The 16,641-nt window shown below is 70.0% G+C and carries 19 protein-coding genes; 6 read left to right on the top strand and 13 right to left on the bottom strand.

Features of this window, described 5'->3' with window-relative positions:
- Window position 1 precedes the first annotated feature (1 nt).
- A complete protein-coding gene (locus VSH64_RS26755) occupies window positions 2–151 on the bottom strand; it encodes a hypothetical protein (RefSeq protein ID WP_326565451.1) in 150 nt (49 codons plus the stop codon).
- Between the two features lie 99 nt (window positions 152–250).
- A complete protein-coding gene (locus tag VSH64_RS26750) occupies window positions 251–1,444 on the bottom strand; it encodes a winged helix-turn-helix domain-containing protein (protein ID WP_326565450.1) in 1,194 nt (397 codons plus the stop codon).
- A 215-nt stretch (window positions 1,445–1,659) separates the two neighbouring features.
- Here VSH64_RS26750 and VSH64_RS26745 point away from each other — a divergent pair, with 215 nt between their 5' ends.
- The 4 genes from VSH64_RS26745 to VSH64_RS26730 all read left to right on the top strand — a co-directional run bounded on the left by VSH64_RS26745 (window position 1,660) and on the right by VSH64_RS26730 (window position 3,762).
- Window positions 1,660–1,869: a TOBE domain-containing protein gene (locus VSH64_RS26745; protein WP_326565449.1), complete on the top strand. Its 210-nt coding sequence runs from the start codon at window positions 1,660–1,662 to the stop codon at window positions 1,867–1,869.
- A 93-nt stretch (window positions 1,870–1,962) separates the two neighbouring features.
- On the top strand, window positions 1,963–2,469 hold the full coding sequence (locus tag VSH64_RS26740) for a MarR family winged helix-turn-helix transcriptional regulator (protein WP_326565448.1): 507 nt from the start codon (window positions 1,963–1,965) through the stop codon (window positions 2,467–2,469).
- A complete protein-coding gene (locus tag VSH64_RS26735) occupies window positions 2,466–2,924 on the top strand; it encodes a hypothetical protein (protein WP_326565447.1) in 459 nt (152 codons plus the stop codon). Before VSH64_RS26740 ends, VSH64_RS26735 begins: the two co-directional genes overlap by 4 nt.
- A 118-nt stretch (window positions 2,925–3,042) precedes the next feature.
- Window positions 3,043–3,762, top strand: a complete 720-nt coding sequence (locus VSH64_RS26730) for a hypothetical protein (RefSeq protein ID WP_326565446.1) — start codon at window positions 3,043–3,045, stop codon at window positions 3,760–3,762.
- Window positions 3,763–3,784: 22 nt separating this feature from the next.
- Here the strand turns inward: VSH64_RS26730 and VSH64_RS26725 are convergent, their stop codons facing one another.
- Genes VSH64_RS26725 through pdhA form a run of 3 tightly spaced genes read right to left on the bottom strand, consistent with a single transcriptional unit; the run spans window position 3,785 to window position 7,166 of the window.
- A complete protein-coding gene (locus tag VSH64_RS26725) occupies window positions 3,785–5,038 on the bottom strand; it encodes a dihydrolipoamide acetyltransferase family protein (protein ID WP_326565445.1) in 1,254 nt (417 codons plus the stop codon).
- Window positions 5,038–6,066, bottom strand: a complete 1,029-nt coding sequence (locus tag VSH64_RS26720) for an alpha-ketoacid dehydrogenase subunit beta (protein ID WP_326565444.1) — start codon at window positions 6,064–6,066, stop codon at window positions 5,038–5,040. Before VSH64_RS26720 ends, VSH64_RS26725 begins: the two co-directional genes overlap by 1 nt.
- A complete protein-coding gene (gene pdhA, locus VSH64_RS26715; RefSeq protein ID WP_326565443.1) occupies window positions 6,063–7,166 on the bottom strand; it encodes a pyruvate dehydrogenase (acetyl-transferring) E1 component subunit alpha in 1,104 nt (367 codons plus the stop codon). Before pdhA ends, VSH64_RS26720 begins: the two co-directional genes overlap by 4 nt.
- Before the next feature lie 149 nt (window positions 7,167–7,315).
- Here pdhA and VSH64_RS26710 point away from each other — a divergent pair, with 149 nt between their 5' ends.
- Entirely contained in the window at window positions 7,316–7,768 is a 453-nt protein-coding gene (locus tag VSH64_RS26710; RefSeq protein ID WP_326565442.1) for an Lrp/AsnC family transcriptional regulator, read from the top strand.
- 3 nt (window positions 7,769–7,771) lie between these two features.
- Here the strand turns inward: VSH64_RS26710 and VSH64_RS26705 are convergent, their stop codons facing one another.
- A complete protein-coding gene (locus VSH64_RS26705) occupies window positions 7,772–8,599 on the bottom strand; it encodes a helix-turn-helix transcriptional regulator (protein WP_326565441.1) in 828 nt (275 codons plus the stop codon).
- A gap of 101 nt (window positions 8,600–8,700) precedes the next feature.
- Between VSH64_RS26705 and VSH64_RS26700 the strand changes: the two genes are divergently transcribed.
- Window positions 8,701–9,741: an Atu2307/SP_0267 family LLM class monooxygenase gene (locus VSH64_RS26700; RefSeq protein ID WP_326565440.1), complete on the top strand. Its 1,041-nt coding sequence runs from the start codon at window positions 8,701–8,703 to the stop codon at window positions 9,739–9,741.
- Window positions 9,742–9,836: 95 nt separating this feature from the next.
- Here VSH64_RS26700 and VSH64_RS26695 read toward each other — a convergent pair whose 3' ends face one another.
- The 7 genes from VSH64_RS26695 to VSH64_RS26665 all read right to left on the bottom strand — a co-directional run bounded on the left by VSH64_RS26695 (window position 9,837) and on the right by VSH64_RS26665 (window position 16,568).
- Window positions 9,837–11,537, bottom strand: a complete 1,701-nt coding sequence (locus VSH64_RS26695; RefSeq protein WP_326565439.1) for a zinc-binding metallopeptidase family protein — start codon at window positions 11,535–11,537, stop codon at window positions 9,837–9,839.
- A 132-nt stretch (window positions 11,538–11,669) separates the two neighbouring features.
- Window positions 11,670–12,638 carry an alpha/beta hydrolase family esterase gene (locus VSH64_RS26690; RefSeq protein ID WP_326565438.1) on the bottom strand — a complete coding sequence of 323 codons (969 nt, stop codon included), beginning with the start codon at window positions 12,636–12,638 and terminating at the stop codon, window positions 11,670–11,672.
- On the bottom strand, window positions 12,639–13,424 hold the full coding sequence (locus VSH64_RS26685) for an amino acid ABC transporter ATP-binding protein (protein ID WP_326565437.1): 786 nt from the start codon (window positions 13,422–13,424) through the stop codon (window positions 12,639–12,641).
- Window positions 13,421–14,176 carry an amino acid ABC transporter permease gene (locus VSH64_RS26680; RefSeq protein ID WP_326565436.1) on the bottom strand — a complete coding sequence of 252 codons (756 nt, stop codon included), beginning with the start codon at window positions 14,174–14,176 and terminating at the stop codon, window positions 13,421–13,423. The genes VSH64_RS26685 and VSH64_RS26680 overlap by 4 nt, the downstream gene beginning before the upstream one ends.
- 12 nt (window positions 14,177–14,188) lie before the next feature.
- On the bottom strand, window positions 14,189–15,043 hold the full coding sequence (locus VSH64_RS26675; RefSeq protein ID WP_326565435.1) for an ABC transporter substrate-binding protein: 855 nt from the start codon (window positions 15,041–15,043) through the stop codon (window positions 14,189–14,191).
- Window positions 15,040–15,885 carry a creatininase family protein gene (locus tag VSH64_RS26670; RefSeq protein ID WP_326565434.1) on the bottom strand — a complete coding sequence of 282 codons (846 nt, stop codon included), beginning with the start codon at window positions 15,883–15,885 and terminating at the stop codon, window positions 15,040–15,042. The genes VSH64_RS26675 and VSH64_RS26670 overlap by 4 nt, the downstream gene beginning before the upstream one ends.
- Window positions 15,882–16,568 (bottom strand): FadR/GntR family transcriptional regulator, encoded by a 687-nt coding sequence (locus tag VSH64_RS26665; RefSeq protein ID WP_326565433.1) that lies wholly within the window; start codon window positions 16,566–16,568, stop codon window positions 15,882–15,884. The genes VSH64_RS26670 and VSH64_RS26665 overlap by 4 nt, the downstream gene beginning before the upstream one ends.
- Between the last annotated feature and the right edge of the window lie 73 nt (window positions 16,569–16,641).

The following is a 16,641-nucleotide window of genomic DNA, read 5'->3' as shown; positions in this document are numbered from 1 at the left end:
CTCAGGCGGCGGTCTTCTCCCGGTGCAGCACCGCGGTGGTCACGACCACGGCCACGGCCAGGATGAGGAACACGACTCCGGTTCCCACGCGGTCCAGCGACAGATTCCCGAAGAAGCCGATGAGCAGAGCAACAGTGACGGGCGCCCACATGGCGGGTGGTCCTTTCTCACGGTAATACTTGTGAAAGCTAAGCTTTACCGTACGACGAACCTCGCCGTGAGCACATGATCTTCAGCCGCAAGGAAAACGTCAATTCCTGAGCAACGCGGCCCGCCACGGCTCCGGCACGGGGCCGGAGTACTCCACGTGCTCGGCTCCGGTGAAGGTGGCCAGCTCGGTGATCGCGCGCCGCACCGCGGCTCCCGCGCGGGCCGGCGCGCCGTCTTCCGCGTACACGCCTTCCAGCTCCAGCACCCCGCGGCGGCGGTCGACGCGCGGAGCGATCCGGCCGATCAACCGGTCGCCGTGCAGGATCGGCAGCACGTAGTAGCCGTAGCGGCGCTTGGCTTTCGGCACGTACATCTCGGTGCGGAAGGCGAAGTCCCACAGCCGCCGGGTCCGCGCACGATCGCAGATCAGGTTGTCGAACGGCGAGAGCACCGTGGTGCGAGGTGACCAGGCGGCCTCGAGCAGCGGCAGCCGATCGGCGTGGACGTACCACTGCGTGGGGTCCTTCTCCAGCGTCACCGGCACCACGCGGCCGGCCTCGACGAGCGTGGCCAGCACCTCCGTGAGCCCGGGGTAGCGGTCGCGGACGAAGTGCTGCTCGATGTCCGCCTGGCGCGCCACGCCGAGGGCGCGCAACGCGTGCTCGGCCGACCGCGTGACAATTTCGGCTTCGGGCAGCGGCGTCCGGTCGAGGCCGGTGGGCAGGCAGCGGGAAGCCAAGTCCCACAGGCGTTTCCCGCCGGCGCGCGCCGCCACCATGATCTCGCCGCGGAACCACAGCACGTCGAGCATGCGCTCCACGTTCTTCCCGGTCGTCCAGCCGCCGGACACCCAGCCGACGGTCGAGCGGTCCTCGAATGCGCCGGCCGGCAGCGGTCCGGCCTCGCGCAGCCGGTCGAGGATGTGGTCACGCAGCGCCTCGTTGCCGTGCAGGAACTCGGCGACGCGGCGGCCGTACGCCGACTTGCCGGCCGGGTAGACCCGCATCAGCGCGTGGTGCAGCGCGTAGTCCTCGGCCAGCACGATCGACGCGGCGTGCGCCCAGTACTCGAACAGCCGGCGCTCGCCCCACAGCAGCGTGTCGAGGTGCGCGGGGTCGTAGTCGCGGACGCGGCTGCGCAGCACGAGGTGGTGGCTGTGCGCGACCACGGTGATCGGGTCGAGCTGCAGGCAGCGCAGCGAGTCCAGGGCCTCGCCGACGTCGGCCGCGCCCGCGGCGTCGAGGTGCTGACTGCCGACGGCCAGCCGGCGGGCGTCGCGGGTGCGCAGTTCCACGGCGATAAACGTAGCGTGGCGCGCCCGGCGGTGAAAATCACAGGATTCGCGAGTGCTGCTCCGCTGGTTCGCTGGGGGTGCAGGTGCGGTGCCAGGGGGATGAGTGGTGCCGCAGGTCGGTTTCCGAGGTGATCGACGTGGCGGCGCGGGCGCCGGAAAAAGGTTACCGTGGCGGCGTTGTCGTACTTCCGCACTCAGTACAAAGGACTGTCCACATGCGCCTGTCAACCCGCAACCAGCTCGCCGGCACCGTGTCGGCCGTGAAGCCCGGCGCCGTGATGACCGTGGTCACGGTCCAGCTCGACGGCGGCCAGTCCGTGGTCGCCTCGATCACCAAGGACGCGGCCGAAGAGCTCGGGATCGAGGTCGGCAAGCCGGTGACCGCACTCGTGAAGTCGACCGAGGTCATGCTCGGCGTCGAGTGATCTGACGCGCCGATTCACCCGGCCCGAGCCTGCTGACCAGCGGGTTCGGGCTTTTTGGTGTCCGCGGGCGGAAGCTCGTGCTAATCTCGTTTCATGCCGCAACGAAATGAACGCGCGGAGCTGGCCCGGGCGGTCATGGAGCTCATCGACGCGGGGCACCGCCGGATCTCGCGGCACCTCGACCTGACCCGGGTCCGCGTACTGGGCACGGTCGCCGTGCGAGGGCCGGTGCGCCCGAGCGCGATCGCGGCCGAACTCGGCCTCACGACGTCGGCGACCAGCCGGCACCTGGCCGCGCTGGAGGAGGCCGGGCAGATCGCCGTGGAGCCGGATCCGGTGGATTCGCGGACGTTCCTGGTGCGGCAGACGGAAAGCGGGCGCGCGGACGCCGAGGCCACCGTCGCGGCGGGCGCGGCGGTGTTCGCCGACGTGATCTCCGACTGGTCCGACGAAGACGTGACGACCGCGCGCGACCTGATCACCCGGCTGAACGAAGCGTGGGCGCAGCGCGGCGAGGCCGCCTCCGCGGCGGCCCGGCGCGACGGTGGCCCGCGGTGGCGGAGAAAACGACAGCTCGCGGACGAGGGGAACCCGGCATGACCACGAGCGCTGCTGTTCGAATTCGAGTTCCCGCTGTCGTGCAAGCCGTCCGGCTGCTGCTCTGCGTCGTGGCGCTGAGTCATGTGGTGGTGGCGCTCGTGATGTGGGCGAGGGAAGCCGCGTTGCGCAATGAGATCGCGGCCGCTCATCCGGATTTCGGTGCGGCCGAGGTTGCCCGTTCGGCCGAGATCGCCGTCGCTTCGGCCGCGGTGTTCCACGCGGTGCTCGTGGTGCTGTGCCTGCTGCCGGCGTGGCGCCTGGGCGCCGGCCGCTCGTGGGCGCGTCGGCTCGTCACGATTTCGCAGCCGCTGGGCCTGCTGTTCAGCGTGGTCTCGTGGTCGTCGTCCGCGATGTTCCACGCGGTGATCCCGGTGGTCGGCGCGCTGCAGATCGCCGCGGTGGTGCTGCTCTGGGTTCCTGCGGCGAGGGAGTTCTTCGCGCGAGCGAGGCGGTAGTAGCCGATCGGCCCCCTCTGCGGAGGGGCTTGACAGAAGCTGAGACGACCGGTCATATTCAATTCAGACACAGCGGCGGCAGGAGCCGCGCCACGAGGACCGGATCGGAGCAACGGACATGGGTGACTTGCTGGATTTCGCCGTCGAAGCGCACGGCGGGCTCAAGCGGTGGTGCGAGCTGCGGACCGTGACCGCGCACCTGGCCAACGGCGGGGTCGTGTTCCCGCTCAAGGGCCAGGCCGGCGTGCTCGACGACATCACCGTGCAGGTCGACCTGCACCGCCAGTTCACCAGCCACGCGCCGTTCGGCGAACCCGGCCTGCGCACGGCGTTCCGCGGCGAGCACGTGGCGATCGAGAACGAGGCCGGCGAGGTTGTGGCCGAACGCGACCACACCCGCGCGTCGTTCGCGGGCCACACGCTCGAATCGAAGTGGGACCGGCTGCAGACGGCGTACTTCGCTGGCTACGCGATGTGGACCTACCTGACCACACCGTTCACGCTGATGCGGCCGGGCTTCCGCACCGAGGAGCTCGACCCGTGGCACGAGGACGGCGAGACGTGGCGGCGCCTGCGCGTGGAGTTCCCGGACGACATCACCACGCACAACAAGGTGCAGACGTTCTACTTCGACTCCGACGGCCTCATTCGCCGCCACGACTACGACGCGGAAATGGTGGCCGGCGGCCTCGCGGCGCACTACTCGACGGACCACCGCGAGGTCGACGGCATCGTGGTGCCGACCCGGCGCCGCGTCTACACCGCCGGCGAGGACGGCCGGCCGGTGCTCGAGCCGCTGCTGGTGTCGATCGACCTCGACGACATCAGGTTCGCCTGAGCGGATCCACAGTGGACGGATGCTAGAGGCCGCGCAGGAGCCGCAGGGGTGATTCCACGCAGTCGGCCACGAAGCGCAGGAAGCCGCCGGCCGTGCCGCCGTCGCAGACGCGGTGGTCGAAGGCCAGCGTGAGCTCAGTGATCTTGCGTGGCACGACCTGGCCGTCGACGATCCACGGCCGGTCGATGATCCGCCCGATGCCGAGGATGGCGACCTCGGGGTGGTTGATGATGGCGGCGGAGCCGTCGACGCCGAACACGCCGTAGTTGTTGATGGTGAACGTGCCGCCGGTGAGCTCGGCCGGTGAAAGCCCGCCGGTGCGGGCGCGTTCGGTGCGTTCGGCCAGCGCACCGGAGAGCTGCTCCAGCGACAGGTCGTGGGCGCCGGGCACCACGGGGACCACGAGGCCGCGGTCGGTCTGGGCGGCGAAGCCGAGATGCACGGCCGAGGGGATCACGATCTCGTCGCCATCGAGGTGGGCGTTGAGCTCGGGGAAGCGGCGCAGGCCCTCGACGGTGAACTTCGCCAGCAACGCGAGCAGGCTGATCTTCGGCGCATTCGGGTCGGCGTTGAGGGCGGCGCGGATTTCGAGCAGGGCCGTGGCGTCGACGTCCACCCACACGGTGGCCTCGGGGATCTCGCGGCGCGAGCGGGTGAGCTTGTCGGCGACGGTCTTGCGCACGCCGCGCAGGGGGATGCGGCGCTCGTCGGCGGCCGGGGTGGCCGGCGCTTCAGGGGTGCCGGCGGTGGTGGCCGCGATCGCCCGTTCGACGTCGGCCCGGCTGATGATCCCGTCGGTGCCCGAGCCGGCGAGTGAGTGGATGTCCACCCCGGATTCACGGGCCAGCTGCCGCACCAGCGGCGAGACCACGCGCACGCGCTCGTTCGCGGGCCGAGGTGTCGGCGCCGAGGCCGGGCGCCGCGTGCCGCGCCCACGACGGGTCCGGCGCGCCTGCGCGGTGCCGGTGCCGTAACCGATGAGGACGTTGCCGCTGCCTTCCGTGGGTGTCGGCGTGACCACCCCCGGCTCCAGGAACGCCGGCGCTTCTTCCACCGTGATCAACGGACTGCCGACGGTGAGCACGTCACCGGCCGCACCGTGCAGCGTCGCGACGCGGCCCGCGAACGGCACCGGCACCTCCACGCTGGCCTTGGCCGTCTCGACCTCGACCACGGTCTGGTCGATGGTCACGGTGTCACCGACGGCCACGTGCCACGCGACGATCTCGGCCTCGGTCAGGCCCTCGCCCAGGTCGGGCAGCTTGAACACGGCCATCACGCACCGCCGCCCGCGAGCGGGGCCGCGTCGTCCCACTGCAGCCGCTCGATCGCGTCGAGCACGCGGTCGACGTTCGGCAGGTGGTGCTTCTCCAGATTCGGGGCGGGGTAGGGGATATCGAAGCCACCGACGCGCAGCACCGGCGCTTCCAGGTAGTGGAAGCACGTTTCCGACAGCTGGGCCGCGACCTCAGCGCCGTAACCGCAGAAGCGGCTCGCCTCGTGCACCACAACCGCACGGCCGGTGCGCCGCACGGAAGCGGCCACCGTCTCCAGGTCGAACGGGGCGAGGCTGCGCAGGTCGATCACCTCGGCGCTGTAGCCCTCTTCCTCGGCCGCGGCGGCGGCTTCGAGGGTGGTGCCGAGCGCACCGCCGTAGGAGATCAGCGTGACGTCGGTGCCCGCGCGACGCACGAGCGCACTGTCGAGAGTGGACGTCTGGTGGTCGAGCCGCGTGGTCTCCTTCTCCCAGTAGCGTCGCTTGGGCTCGAGGAAGATCACCGGGTCGGGGCAGTCGATCGCCTGGCGCAGCAGCGCGTACGCGTCGGCCGGCGTCGCCGGCGTGACGACCCGCAGACCGGCGGTGTGCGTGTAGTAGACCTCGGAGGAGTCGCAGTGGTGCTCGACGCCGCCGATGCCGCCGCCGTAGGGGATCCGGATCACGATGGGCAGCTCGACCGCGCCGCGCGTGCGGTTGCGCAGCTTCGCGAGGTGGCTGGTGATCTGCTCGAACGCGGGGTAGGCGAACGCGTCGAACTGCATCTCCACCACGGGGCGCAGGCCGTTCATCGCCATGCCGATGGCCGTGCCGACGATGCCGGATTCGGCGAGCGGCGTGTCGAACACGCGCGCCTCGCCGAAGCGGGCGGCGAGCCCGTCGGTGACGCGGAAGACACCGCCGAGCGTGCCGACGTCCTCGCCGAACACGAGCACCCGCTCGTCTTCGGTCAGCGCGTCGGCGAGGGCGCGGTTGAGCGCGCCGGCCATGGTCACGGTGTCCGAAGTGGACTCCAGGGTCGCGGTCATTCGTCGTCTCCGGAAGCGATCTCGGCGCTGAGGTTCTCGGCCTGGCTGCGCAACGCGGCCGTCGGCTCGGCGTACACGTGGCGGAACAGCTCGGCCGGGTCCAGCACGGTGTCGACGTTCATCCGCTCGCGCAGCGCGGCGGCTTCGGCCTCGGCGCGCGCGGCGATCTCCTCGCGCGCCGCGTCGTCGAGCAGGCCGCGGTCGACCAGGTGCCGTTCGAGCCGCGCGATCGGGTCACGCGTGAGCCAGGCCTCGACCTCGGCGCGGTCGCGGTAGCGGGTGGCGTCGTCGGCGTTGGTGTGCGACTCCACGCGGTAGGTCACGGCCTCGATCAGCGTCGGGCCCTCGCCGGCGGAAGCGCGCGCCACGGCCTGCTCGACCACGGCGTGCACCGCGGCCGCGTCGTTGCCGTCGACCAGCACCGACGGCATGCCATAACCCACGCCCTTGTACGCGAGCGACGGCGCCGCGGTCTGCTTCGCGAGCGGCACGCTGATGGCGTACCCGTTGTTCTGCACGAGGAACAGCACCGGCGACTTCCACACGGCCGCGAAGTTCAGCGCCTCGTGGGTGTCGCCTTCGCTGGTGGCGCCGTCACCGAGCAGCACCAGCGCCACGGTGTCCTCGCCCTTGAGCTTCGCGGCGTGCCCGAAGCCCACCGCGTGCAGCGTGTTCGTGGCCAGCGGCGTGCACTGGGGCGCCACGTGGGTGCGGTTCGGGTCGTAGCCGCAGTGCCAGTCGCCGCGCAGCAGCGTGAGGACCTCGACCGGGTCGACGCCGCGCGCGACCACGGCCATCGAGTCGCGGTAGGTCGGGAAGAGCCAGTCCTGCGGTCGCAGCGCCAGGATCGAGCCGATCTCGCCGGCCTCCTGCCCGCGCGCCGACGGGTACACGGCGAGGCGGCCCTGCTTGGTCAGCGCGGTGGCCTGCGTGTCGAAGCGGCGGCCCGACACCATGGCGGAGTACAGGCGCAGCAGCACGTCGTCGGCCGGCATCGGCAGCGCCGGGTCCGGGGCCAGCGTGCCGTCGGCGGTGATGAGGCCCAGCGGTTCGTCGCTCGGGAGGAAGAACGACGCGGCGGTGCGTTCCGTGGTGGTCACCGACAGCTCCGATCGACGGGGGACAGGAAAGACGTCTTACGCCGATCTTCGCTCTCCGCCGATCAGGTATCCAGGTATCGCGCACAAGTGTGGAACAATGGCCGGGAAGAACGGCGAGAGCCGGATGAATGGCTTCGAGAGGTGCGGGGATGTCCGAGCCGGGTGGACGAATGGCGGCCGGGCTCGACGAGGTCGACCTCAAACTCATCGCCGAGCTGAAGACCGACGGCCGCGCGTCCATGCGCGCGCTGGCCGAACGCGTGCACATTTCGCGAGCGGGCTGCTACACCCGGGTGGAGCGGCTGCACCGCGAAGGTGTGATCACCGGCTACGCGGCCGTGACCGACCCGCGGCGGCTGGGGCAGGGGCTCGCGGCCTACGTGTACCTCAAGGTCACGCAGAACTCCTGGCGAACGGTGAGCGCCGCGCTCAAGAGCATCCCCGAGATCGAGCACGGCGGGCTCGTGTCGGGTGACAACGACCTCATCCTCTTCGTGCGCACGCGCGACGCGGACAGCCTGCGCGACCTCGTCTTCGAACGGCTGCAGAACATGTCCGACGTGCTCTCCACGCACACCGTGCTGGTGTTCGACGAGCTGTAGCGCTCAGGACACGAGCGAGTCGAGCAGCTTCAGGCGCTCGGCCGAGGGCGAGCCGGGCGCGGCGCCGGAGAAGATGATGCGCTGGCCGGAGTCGTCGGGCATGCGCAGGCTCTCCTCGTTGAGGGTCATCCGGCCGACGAGCGGGTGGTCGTACTCGCGCACCGCGTGCAGGCACTCCGCCACCGGGTGCGCGGCCCAGATGCGGGCGAACTCGGCGCTGTGGATGCTCAGGTCGCCGATCAGCTCCGCCAACTTCGGGTCGTCGGTGAGCTCGCCGGTGGCCATCCTCAGGTAGGACGCGGCGTTGCGGGCCTGGGCCTCCCAATCGGGCATGAGGTCGCGCATGGTGGGTTCGAGGAACATGTGCTTGGTCAGGTTGGGCCGGGCGTCGCGGTCGATGCCGAGCAGCGCGAAGCCGAGGCGGTTGCCGCCGAGCAGGTCGGTCCGCCGGCCGACGATGATCGCCGCCTGGTCGATGTTGCTCTCGACCAGCGCGAGAACCGTGTCACGCACCATCTCGGGACCTGCCTCCCGCCGCATCACCTGGGCGGGCCAGGCCAGGCGCAGCAGGTGCATCCGCTCGCTCTCGTCGAGGCGCAGCGCGTTGGCGATGGCCTCCATCACGGAGTCGGACATCTGGTGGCTCTCGCCCTGCTCGATGCGGGTGTAGTAGTTCACGCTCACGCCGGCGAGCTGCGCGACCTCCTCGCGCCGCAGCCCCGGCACGCGCCGCGCGGTGCCATACGTCGGCACGCCCGTCTCCGTGGGGGTCAGCGCCGCCCTGCGCGAACGCAGGAAGTCTCCGAGTTCGGTGTTGCGCTGCTCGCTCATGACCTCGATTCTCCTCCCCAGGTGCGCCCGTTGCCGTCCCCTCGTGTGGGTACCCAGCGAGTGGTCAGGCGCGGTTCCTGCGCTGGTTACAACATCGGGGCATGACGAAGTATTCGGTCACCCTCGGCCTGGACACGTTCGGGGACGTGCTGTCGGACGACGGCGGCACGCCGGTCAGCCACGCCGAGACCATCCGCGGCCTGGTGGAGCACGGCGTGCTCGCCGACCACGTGGGTCTCGACTTCTTCGGCATCGGTGAGCACCACACGGTGGACATGCCGCTCTCGGCGCCCGACGTGGTGCTCGCGGCCGTGGCGGCGCGCACCACGCGCATCCGCCTGGGCTCGGCCGTGACCGTGCTCAGCTCCGACGACCCCGTGCGCGTGTTCCAGCGCTACTCGACCCTCGACGCGATCTCCCGCGGGCGCGCGGAGGTGATCCTGGGCCGCGGGTCGAGCACCGAGTCGTTCCCGCTGTTCGGCTACGACCTCGCCGACTACGACGAGCTGTTCGACGAGAAGGTGGACCTGTTCTCCCGGCTGCTCGAGGAGAAGCCGGTGACCTGGTCGGGCCGGCTGCGGCCCGCGCTGCACGCGCAGGAGGTGGTGCCGCACACCGACGCGGGCCCGATCCCGGCGTGGCTCGGCGTGGGCGGCAGCCCGGAATCCGTGCTGCGCACGGCGAAGTACGGCATGTCGCTGATGCTCGCGATCATCGGCGGCCCGGCTTCGCGGTTCAAGCCGTTCGCGGACCTGTTCCGCGACGTGCAGCGGCGCCTCGACAAACCCCAGAAGGCGATCGGGCTGCACATGCCGGGCCACATCGCCGACACCGACGAGAGCGCGCTGGAAGAGCTGTACCCGCACTACGTCGACGTCCTGGCCCGCGTCGCGCGCGAACGCGGGTTCCGGCCGCCGTCGCGCGAGCAGTTCCTGGAGGAGGTCTCCGAGCGCGGCGCGTGGCACGTGGGTTCACCGGAAACGGTGGCGCGCAAGATCGCCGCGTCGATGAAGACCTTGGGCGCCACGCGCTTCGACCTGAAGTACGGGCTGGCCGGTTTGCCGCGCGGCTCGGTGCTGCGGGCGATCGAGCTGTACGGGACGCGGGTGGCGCCGATGGTGCGGGAGCTGATGGCGGACTGAGCCGCGGCGGTGAAGGTGCCGCGGCTCAGTCCGTGACGGCTGTGGTCGTCACCCACCAGGAAGCCCATCGCCCCGGTGCGGGCCGGACGCGACCGTCAGACTTGCGGCGGGAGCGCCGGGCCCGTGGTGCCGAGTTGTTCCTGCGCCACGACTTCCGGCACCGGCCACGTGATCCCCGGCGGCGGGAACTTCTGCCCCGTCTTGGCGAGGAAGTCGGCGGGCGGTTCGTACATCGGCGGCTGGGTGCCGTCCGGGATCATGCTCTTCCAGTTCGCGTCGCGGGTGCGGTCGGCGAACTCCTGTTGCATGCGCCGGAGCAGCTCGGGCTGGGTGATGAGGTCGACGGCCGTCGCGGCGAGGTATTTCGCGGCGGAGAGCGCGGCCTGGTGGCCGATGTTGGTGGCCGCGGTGGCCGTGACACCCCAGTTGTGGTTGGGCAGGCCCGGCGGGAACGTGGCGATGAGCGCGGTGACCTTCGGGGTCCGCCAGCTCACGTCGGCGGTGTCGACGGACGGGCCGCCGAGGAACACCGGGTCGGGTGCGGTGAGCGGCACGAGTTCGGTGGGCATGCCGATCTCGGGCTTGCCGAGCGAGCGCTGCAGGGCTTTCGCCAGGTCGTGGTCGGCGGTGGTGAACCGAGGCGGGCCGATCTTGGTCATGTTGTCGTTGAGGACCTCGGCCGCGACCTTGTTGCCCAGCGAATTCCACGTGCCGGAGTGGAACTTGTGGATCAGCTTCGTCTGGCTCGCCTGCGCGGCGGCGTTGGCGCACGCCACGATCTTGTCGTAGAGCACCTGCGCGCGAGCCGGGCTGCCTTCGCGTACGAAGAACCAGATCGAGCACATGTCCGGCGTCACGTTGGGGGCGCCGCCGCCGTTGATGATGGCGTAGTGGAAGCGCCCGGACGCCGCGACGTTCTTCTCGCGCAGGAACTCGCTCATCGTCGCCATCAGCAGCGCGCCGTCGAGGCCGCTCTTGTTGCCCAGCGGCGTCGCGCCGTGGCCGGCGGCGCCGAGGAAGGTGAACGTGGCCGACATGAGGGCCGACGTGGTGCCCCAGTCGGCGCGGGTGACGGTGAACGGGTGCCAGTCGAGGTACCCGTCGAGGCCCTCGTAGAGCCCGGCTTTCGCGCTGTACGGCTTGCCGACGAGCTGTTCCTCGCCGCTCGCGCCGAACACCTTGAGCGTGGCGGCGAGCCCGTTCTGCTTCATCGCCTTGCTCACGGCGATGGCGGCGCCGATCGAGCCGGCGCCGAGGGTGTTGTGGGCGTCGCCGTGGCCGGCACCGTAGGTGGGGCCGTAGGCGTCGTAGTTGTAGATCAGCGGGTCGTGCGTCGAGACGCCGCTCTTCTGCGAAAGTCCTGGTAGCGCGTCATATTCGGCGTTGAAACCGAGGACGGGTTTGCCGGAGCCGTAGGTGGCCACGAACGCGGCGGGGAAGCCGCCGGCGCCCCATTCGATCGTGAAGCCGTTGCGCCGCAGCAGCTCCGCCGAGTCGAGCGCGGAGTTCCACTCGCGCAGCGACAGCTCGGCGTGGGACCAGACCTTGTCCGACAGGCCGGTCACCGCGCTCGCGTTGTCCCGCAGCCAGGTCAACGCGGTCGTTTTGCCGGGGCTGTCCTGCGCCACGCCCATGGGCGCGGTGTAGGTGGCCGGGTCGACGCCGATCTTCTCGTCGTAGCCCAACGTCGCACCGAGTACCGGATCGGCGGTGTACATCGCCGCCAGCGTGGCCGCCCCCGTGACCCCGAACGCCTGCAGCGCTCGGCGGCGTCTCATCTGGTAGTCCGAACCCATGACTGTCCCCTCTTCGACTTGTGTGACGAGCCAAAGAGATCTGACCGGCAAGCGATCCCGGCGACAATGGTCCGGACAAAAGAAATGCCCGGCCGGGCGCGGTTGCGCGCCCGACCGGACATCACCGGGGGCTCAGCGGAACAAACCGGAACCCAGCGTGTGGCTGGTGAAGAAGCTCCAGATCACGTCCTGGGCCTTCACCGTCTGCGTGGCCGAACCCGGGCCGCTGTCCACGAGCTCGCCGGGCCAGGTGTGGCCGGCGCCGAGGATGCGGTAGTGGGTCACGGAGGCGTTCACGGCGCAGTTCTGCCACGAGAACTGGATCACGTCGGAGCCGATCGGGGTGCTGACCGGCGTCGCGGCGCAGTGGTTGTGGTTCGCCCAGTTCTGGGCCCAGTCCATGAGGTAGGGGATGGGCTCGCTGTGGCTGGTGCCGCCGTTGTACTCGATCGTCGGGTCGGCCGTGCCGTGGAAGTCGACGATCGGGGCGGGCACGCTCGAGGAGCAGCCGACCGTGGTGCCCGGGTAGAACGCGCCGGCGATCGTGGCGAAGGCGGCGATGCGCATCGGCAGCTGGCAGGCCAGCAGCGAAACGAACCCGGCGCCGTTGGACTTGCCGGTGGCGAAGATGCGCAGCGGGTCCACGCACAGCGTCGACTGCAGGTGGTCGAGCAGGTCGCTCACGAAGCGGACGTCGTCGACTCCGGCCGCGGCGTACGGGGCGCTCTGCCACGCGCGCTGGTCGGCTTCACCCTTGGCGCCCACCGGGTACACGGCGATGGTGTCGAGGCCGTCGATGCCGGAGAACTCTTCGATGTCGCTGCCGTCGCCCTTGCGGCCGTGGAAGGCCAGGATCACGGGCTTGGGGTGCCCGGGCTGGTAGTTCGCCGGCAGGTGGATCAGGTAGTCGCGGGCGAGCCCGCCGGAGGTGATGGTCTGCGTGACCGTCTGCCCGGGCGGCAGGGTGGTCGAGTGCGCGGTACAGCCCATCGAAACCCGGGGGTAGTTGCGCGCGGACGGCGTCGCGGACGCCGTCTGGGGCACCACCGCCGTGGCGGTGAGCGCAAGCGCGGCGACAGCGGCGAGCTTGGCGAATCTCATTCAGAGCACCTCGTCGAGGAAGGACCGGAGCCGGTCACTGCGGGGGGACTCGAAGAACTCGGTGGGGTGGGCGGCTTCCACGAGCCGCCCGTGGTCGAGGAACACGACCTGCTCGGCGACCTCACGGGCGAAGCGCATCTCGTGCGTCACCACGATCATCGTCATGCCTCGCGATGCCAGGTCGCGCATCACGGCGAGCACGCCTTTCACGAGCTCGGGGTCGAGTGCGGACGTCGCTTCGTCGAACAACATCACCTCGGGGTTCATCGCCAGCGACCGCGCGATGGCCACGCGCTGCTGCTGGCCGCCCGAGAGCTGGGAGGGCCGGCGGCTCTCGTACGCCGCGAGCCCGACCGCGGCGAGGTTCGCCCGCGCGGTCTCCACAGCTTCGTCGCGTGACACGCCGAGCACCTGCTGCTGGGCGAGCGTCACGTTGTCCAGCACCGTGTGGTGCGGGAACAGGTGGAAGTTCTGGAACACCATGCCGACCCGGGTGCGGATGCGGTCGACGTCGGCACCCTTGTCGGTGATCGCCTGGTCGCCGATGAAGATGCGCCCGGCCGACGGGATCTCCAGCAGGTTGGTGCAGCGCAGCAGCGTCGACTTGCCGGAACCCGACGGGCCGATGATGCACGTGGTGGTGCCGCCGGGGGCTTCCAGCACGATGTCGTGCAGCACCGGGGTGTTGCCGAAGCTCTTGTCGATGTGTTCGTAGCGGACGGTCGTCCCGGTGGTGCTCGCGGCGTCGGTCGCCGCGGTGCTCGCCTGTGTGATCCGAGCGGTCATACGAGTGCCTCCTCGGTGCGCACGGCCTTGGGTGCCGTCGCTTCGGCGGGCCGGCCTTCGCGCATCCGCTTGTCCCAGCGGTTGACCACGTAGGTGAGCGGCACGGTGATCGCGAGGTAGAACAGGCCCGCGGCCACCAGCGGCGAAAGCGAAGCGTTGTTGGTGGACGTGTCCTGCGCGATCGCGAACATCTCGCGCTGCCCGGCCGCGAGGCCCAGCAGGTACACGAGCGCGGTGCTCTTGATGACCAGGATGAACTGGCCGGTGAGCGCCGGCAGCACGCGCCGGAACCCGATCGGGATCACGATGAGCCGCATGGTCTTCGTGTGCGACATGCCCAGGCTGCGCGAAGCTTCCACGATGCCCTTGTCCACGCTCTGGAAGCCCGAGCGGAAGATCTCCGCCATGTAAGCGCCTTCCATGAGCCCGATCGCCAGCGCCGCGTAACCGTAGGTCCAGTTGCCGAACATCGTGAGCCCGGCCAGCGGCAGGCCCTGGCCGATCAGGTAGATGCTCAGGATGTGGGGCAGGCCGCGCAGGATGTCCACGTACCAGCGGCACGGCAGGCGCAGGATCCGGAAGCGCGACATCAGGCCGCTGGCGAGGAAGATGCCCACCACGAGACCGATCGCGCTCGCGAGCACCGTGAGGAACAGGGTGTTCAGCAACCCTTCCTTCAGCAGCGTGGGGAGCGTGCTGCCGATGAGGTCGAGGTCGAAGAACGTGTCCCAGATTTGTTTCAGACCGTCCATGGAACTGTCCTTTCAGGACCCGTCAGCGGTCACGCCGGGGCGCTGCTGCATGCCGGGGTAGGCCTTGAGCATGTCCGACGGGATCGCGACGCCCTTGGGGTTCCACTTGTCGAACAGCTTCGTGTACGTGCCGTCCGCGATCACGGCCTTGAGCGCGTCGTCGAGCGCTTTCTTGAGCTCCGGCTTGTCCTTCGCCACCGGGAACGCGGTCATGCCGCTGGTGATCGCCGGGGACGCCTGGTAGTCCGGGTGCTTCTCGAGCAGGTCGTTGGTGGTGGCGACGCCGGTGAACAGGCCGTCGACCTGGCCGGCCGTGAGGGCGTTGGAGCTGGCCGCGATGTTCGGGAACTCCTTGACCGTGACCGTCGGCACGCGCTTCTTCACCAGCGGGATGAGCTCGCTGCCGCGGGTGATGGCGATGGTCTTGCCGCCCGAAGCGTCCACAGTGGCCAGTGGTGCGCTCTTGCGCGAGATCAGCTGCGCCTGCCCGTAATTCACCGCGGTGGTGAAGTCGGTGACCTCCTGGCGCGGCGGCGTGACGAGCGTGCCGAACGCGGCGGAGTCGTACTTGTGGTTGCGGATGTTGGGCAGCATGCTCGCGAAGTCGGTGGCCGTGTAGTCGGCGGTGAGGTTCATCTTCTGCGCCATCGCCTGCGTGAGCTCGATGAGGAAGCCGGCGGGCTTGCCGCCGTCGATGAACGACGTCGGCTTGTCGTCGGAGCGGAAGGCGAAGTGGACCTTGCCGGCGGTGGCGGTACCGAGCGCGTTGGCGGCCTGGTCGTCGCTGCCACCGCAGGCGGTCAGCGTGAGGCCGGCCGCGAGCACGAGGGTGGCCACTCCGATACGGCGTCGGGTCGGGGCGGTCATGGCGTCTCCTGGGGAATGCGGGTGAGGGTGGGGGTGGACTGGCGTTCCGGCAGGTCGAGGAACTCCTGCAGGAAGCCGCTGATGCGCTCGACGGTCGCTTCGACCAATCGAGCACCGATCTCGACGGACGACTTCGTGGCGTCGCCGAGCGTGCCGGTCTTGCTCAGGTCGTGATAGGACTGTGGAAAGTGGATCCCCGGCCGCGAGCGGCTGAGCTTGCCCGCCTGGTCGAGGTCGTCGAAGGTGGAGCTGCCCGGGGTGAGGCGCTCGGGCAGCACGAGGTCCGGGTCGGCGAACATCGCCTGTGACGTCTCGATTTCGCTGGAGTGGCCCCCGACGCGGCTCTCGGACAGCTTGGCCACGAGGTCCGACACCACGGGGGTGATGCCGCTCCACGCGATGTGCAGGTCGGGCAGGTCGGTGCGCAGCCGGGTCACGGCGACCTCGACCGTGGCGTTGTTGCCGCCGTGGCCGGTGAGCACGTAGACCTTGCGCCAGCCGTGGCGGTGCAGGCTCGTGACGAGCTCCACGATCACCTGCTGCAGCGTGACCGGCGAAAGCGTGAGTGTGCCGGGGAAAGCCATGTGGTGCTCGGAAACCCCGACCGGGATCACCGGCGTGACCACGACCTTCGGCGAAAGCTCCTTGGCCACGAGGTCGGCGACGACTTCGGCCCGGGTGGTGTCGGTGCGCTGCGCGAGACCGTGGCCGTGCTGCTCGGTGGCGCCGAGCGGCACGATCGCCACGGGGGCGTGGGGGCGCAGGTCGTCGATCTCGGGCCAGGTGAGATCGGCGAGGCGGTGTGAACGTGGTGCGATCGGCATGGTGTCTTTCCGGGTCATTCGGCCCAACCCAGCTGGCGGGCCACTTCGGTGCGGAGCTGGGCGAGGTGGTGGCGGGTGTGCCGCTCCGCGGCGGCCGCGTCGCCCGCGCGCACGGCCTCGTAGATGGCGAGGTGCTCCTCGTAGTCGCGCCGGCGGTCCTCGATGAGGGCGCGCAACGCTTTCTGCTCCCGGCCACGCGCGGCCAGCAGCGAGTCGACGACCTCGAACAGCACCTGGTTGCCCGAACCACCCGCGAGCTCGCGGTGGAAGTTGAGGTGCGGGCGGTGGTCGGTGCTGTCGCGCTTGGCCGTGTCGAGGGCGAGCTGCAGGCGCTGCAGGCTTTCCTCGGTGCGGTTGTTCGCGGTGAGCGCGGCGATGCCGGGCTCGATCGTGAGCCTGGCGTCGATGAGCTGCACGATCAGCTCGTCCTTCATCGGCGCGGAGTTCGGGTTCGGCATGAGCGTGCGGTGGATTCCGTCGCCCACGTAGATGCCCGAGCCGTGGCGCATGCGCACCGCGTCGGTGGTCTGCAACCGGCGCAGTGCTTCGCGGATCGTCGGGGTGGTCACGGAGAACCGCTCGGCCAGCACGCGCACGGTCGGCAGGCTGTCGCCCGGTGCCAGTCGCTCGTCGGCGATCAGCTCCAGCAGCCCCGCCACGAGCTGCTCGGACAGCCCGGGTTTCGGGTGCGCTTCGGTCATCGGTGACTCCGTTCTGAGAGTGAATTGACTAAATCACTTGCTCAATTTGAAGTCAAGGATTTCGCCCGAAATG

The sequence above is a fragment of the Amycolatopsis rhabdoformis genome (assembly GCF_035918295.1).
Lineage (GTDB): Bacteria > Actinomycetota > Actinomycetes > Mycobacteriales > Pseudonocardiaceae > Amycolatopsis > Amycolatopsis rhabdoformis.
The sequence above is the reverse complement of the archived record's forward strand: the minus strand, read 5'-3'. Positions and strand labels throughout refer to the sequence as shown.

What these genes read in the sequence shown, in the direction of transcription:
- VSH64_RS26755 (WP_326565451.1), bottom strand. Translation starts at nt 151, where the DNA reads ATGTGGGCGCCCGTCACTGTTGCTCTGCTCATCGGCTTCTTCGGGAAT.
- VSH64_RS26745 (WP_326565449.1), top strand. Translation starts at nt 1,660, where the DNA reads ATGCGCCTGTCAACCCGCAACCAGCTCGCCGGCACCGTGTCGGCCGTG.
- VSH64_RS26740 (WP_326565448.1), top strand. Translation starts at nt 1,963, where the DNA reads ATGCCGCAACGAAATGAACGCGCGGAGCTGGCCCGGGCGGTCATGGAG.
- VSH64_RS26735 (WP_326565447.1), top strand. Translation starts at nt 2,466, where the DNA reads ATGACCACGAGCGCTGCTGTTCGAATTCGAGTTCCCGCTGTCGTGCAA.
- VSH64_RS26730 (WP_326565446.1), top strand. Translation starts at nt 3,043, where the DNA reads ATGGGTGACTTGCTGGATTTCGCCGTCGAAGCGCACGGCGGGCTCAAG.
- VSH64_RS26725 (WP_326565445.1), bottom strand. Translation starts at nt 5,038, where the DNA reads ATGGCCGTGTTCAAGCTGCCCGACCTGGGCGAGGGCCTGACCGAGGCC.
- VSH64_RS26720 (WP_326565444.1), bottom strand. Translation starts at nt 6,066, where the DNA reads ATGACCGCGACCCTGGAGTCCACTTCGGACACCGTGACCATGGCCGGC.
- VSH64_RS26710 (WP_326565442.1), top strand. Translation starts at nt 7,316, where the DNA reads ATGTCCGAGCCGGGTGGACGAATGGCGGCCGGGCTCGACGAGGTCGAC.
- VSH64_RS26705 (WP_326565441.1), bottom strand. Translation starts at nt 8,599, where the DNA reads ATGAGCGAGCAGCGCAACACCGAACTCGGAGACTTCCTGCGTTCGCGC.
- VSH64_RS26700 (WP_326565440.1), top strand. Translation starts at nt 8,701, where the DNA reads ATGACGAAGTATTCGGTCACCCTCGGCCTGGACACGTTCGGGGACGTG.
- VSH64_RS26695 (WP_326565439.1), bottom strand. Translation starts at nt 11,537, where the DNA reads ATGGGTTCGGACTACCAGATGAGACGCCGCCGAGCGCTGCAGGCGTTC.
- VSH64_RS26690 (WP_326565438.1), bottom strand. Translation starts at nt 12,638, where the DNA reads ATGAGATTCGCCAAGCTCGCCGCTGTCGCCGCGCTTGCGCTCACCGCC.
- VSH64_RS26685 (WP_326565437.1), bottom strand. Translation starts at nt 13,424, where the DNA reads ATGACCGCTCGGATCACACAGGCGAGCACCGCGGCGACCGACGCCGCG.
- VSH64_RS26680 (WP_326565436.1), bottom strand. Translation starts at nt 14,176, where the DNA reads ATGGACGGTCTGAAACAAATCTGGGACACGTTCTTCGACCTCGACCTC.
- VSH64_RS26675 (WP_326565435.1), bottom strand. Translation starts at nt 15,043, where the DNA reads ATGACCGCCCCGACCCGACGCCGTATCGGAGTGGCCACCCTCGTGCTC.
- VSH64_RS26670 (WP_326565434.1), bottom strand. Translation starts at nt 15,885, where the DNA reads ATGACCCGGAAAGACACCATGCCGATCGCACCACGTTCACACCGCCTC.
- VSH64_RS26665 (WP_326565433.1), bottom strand. Translation starts at nt 16,568, where the DNA reads ATGACCGAAGCGCACCCGAAACCCGGGCTGTCCGAGCAGCTCGTGGCG.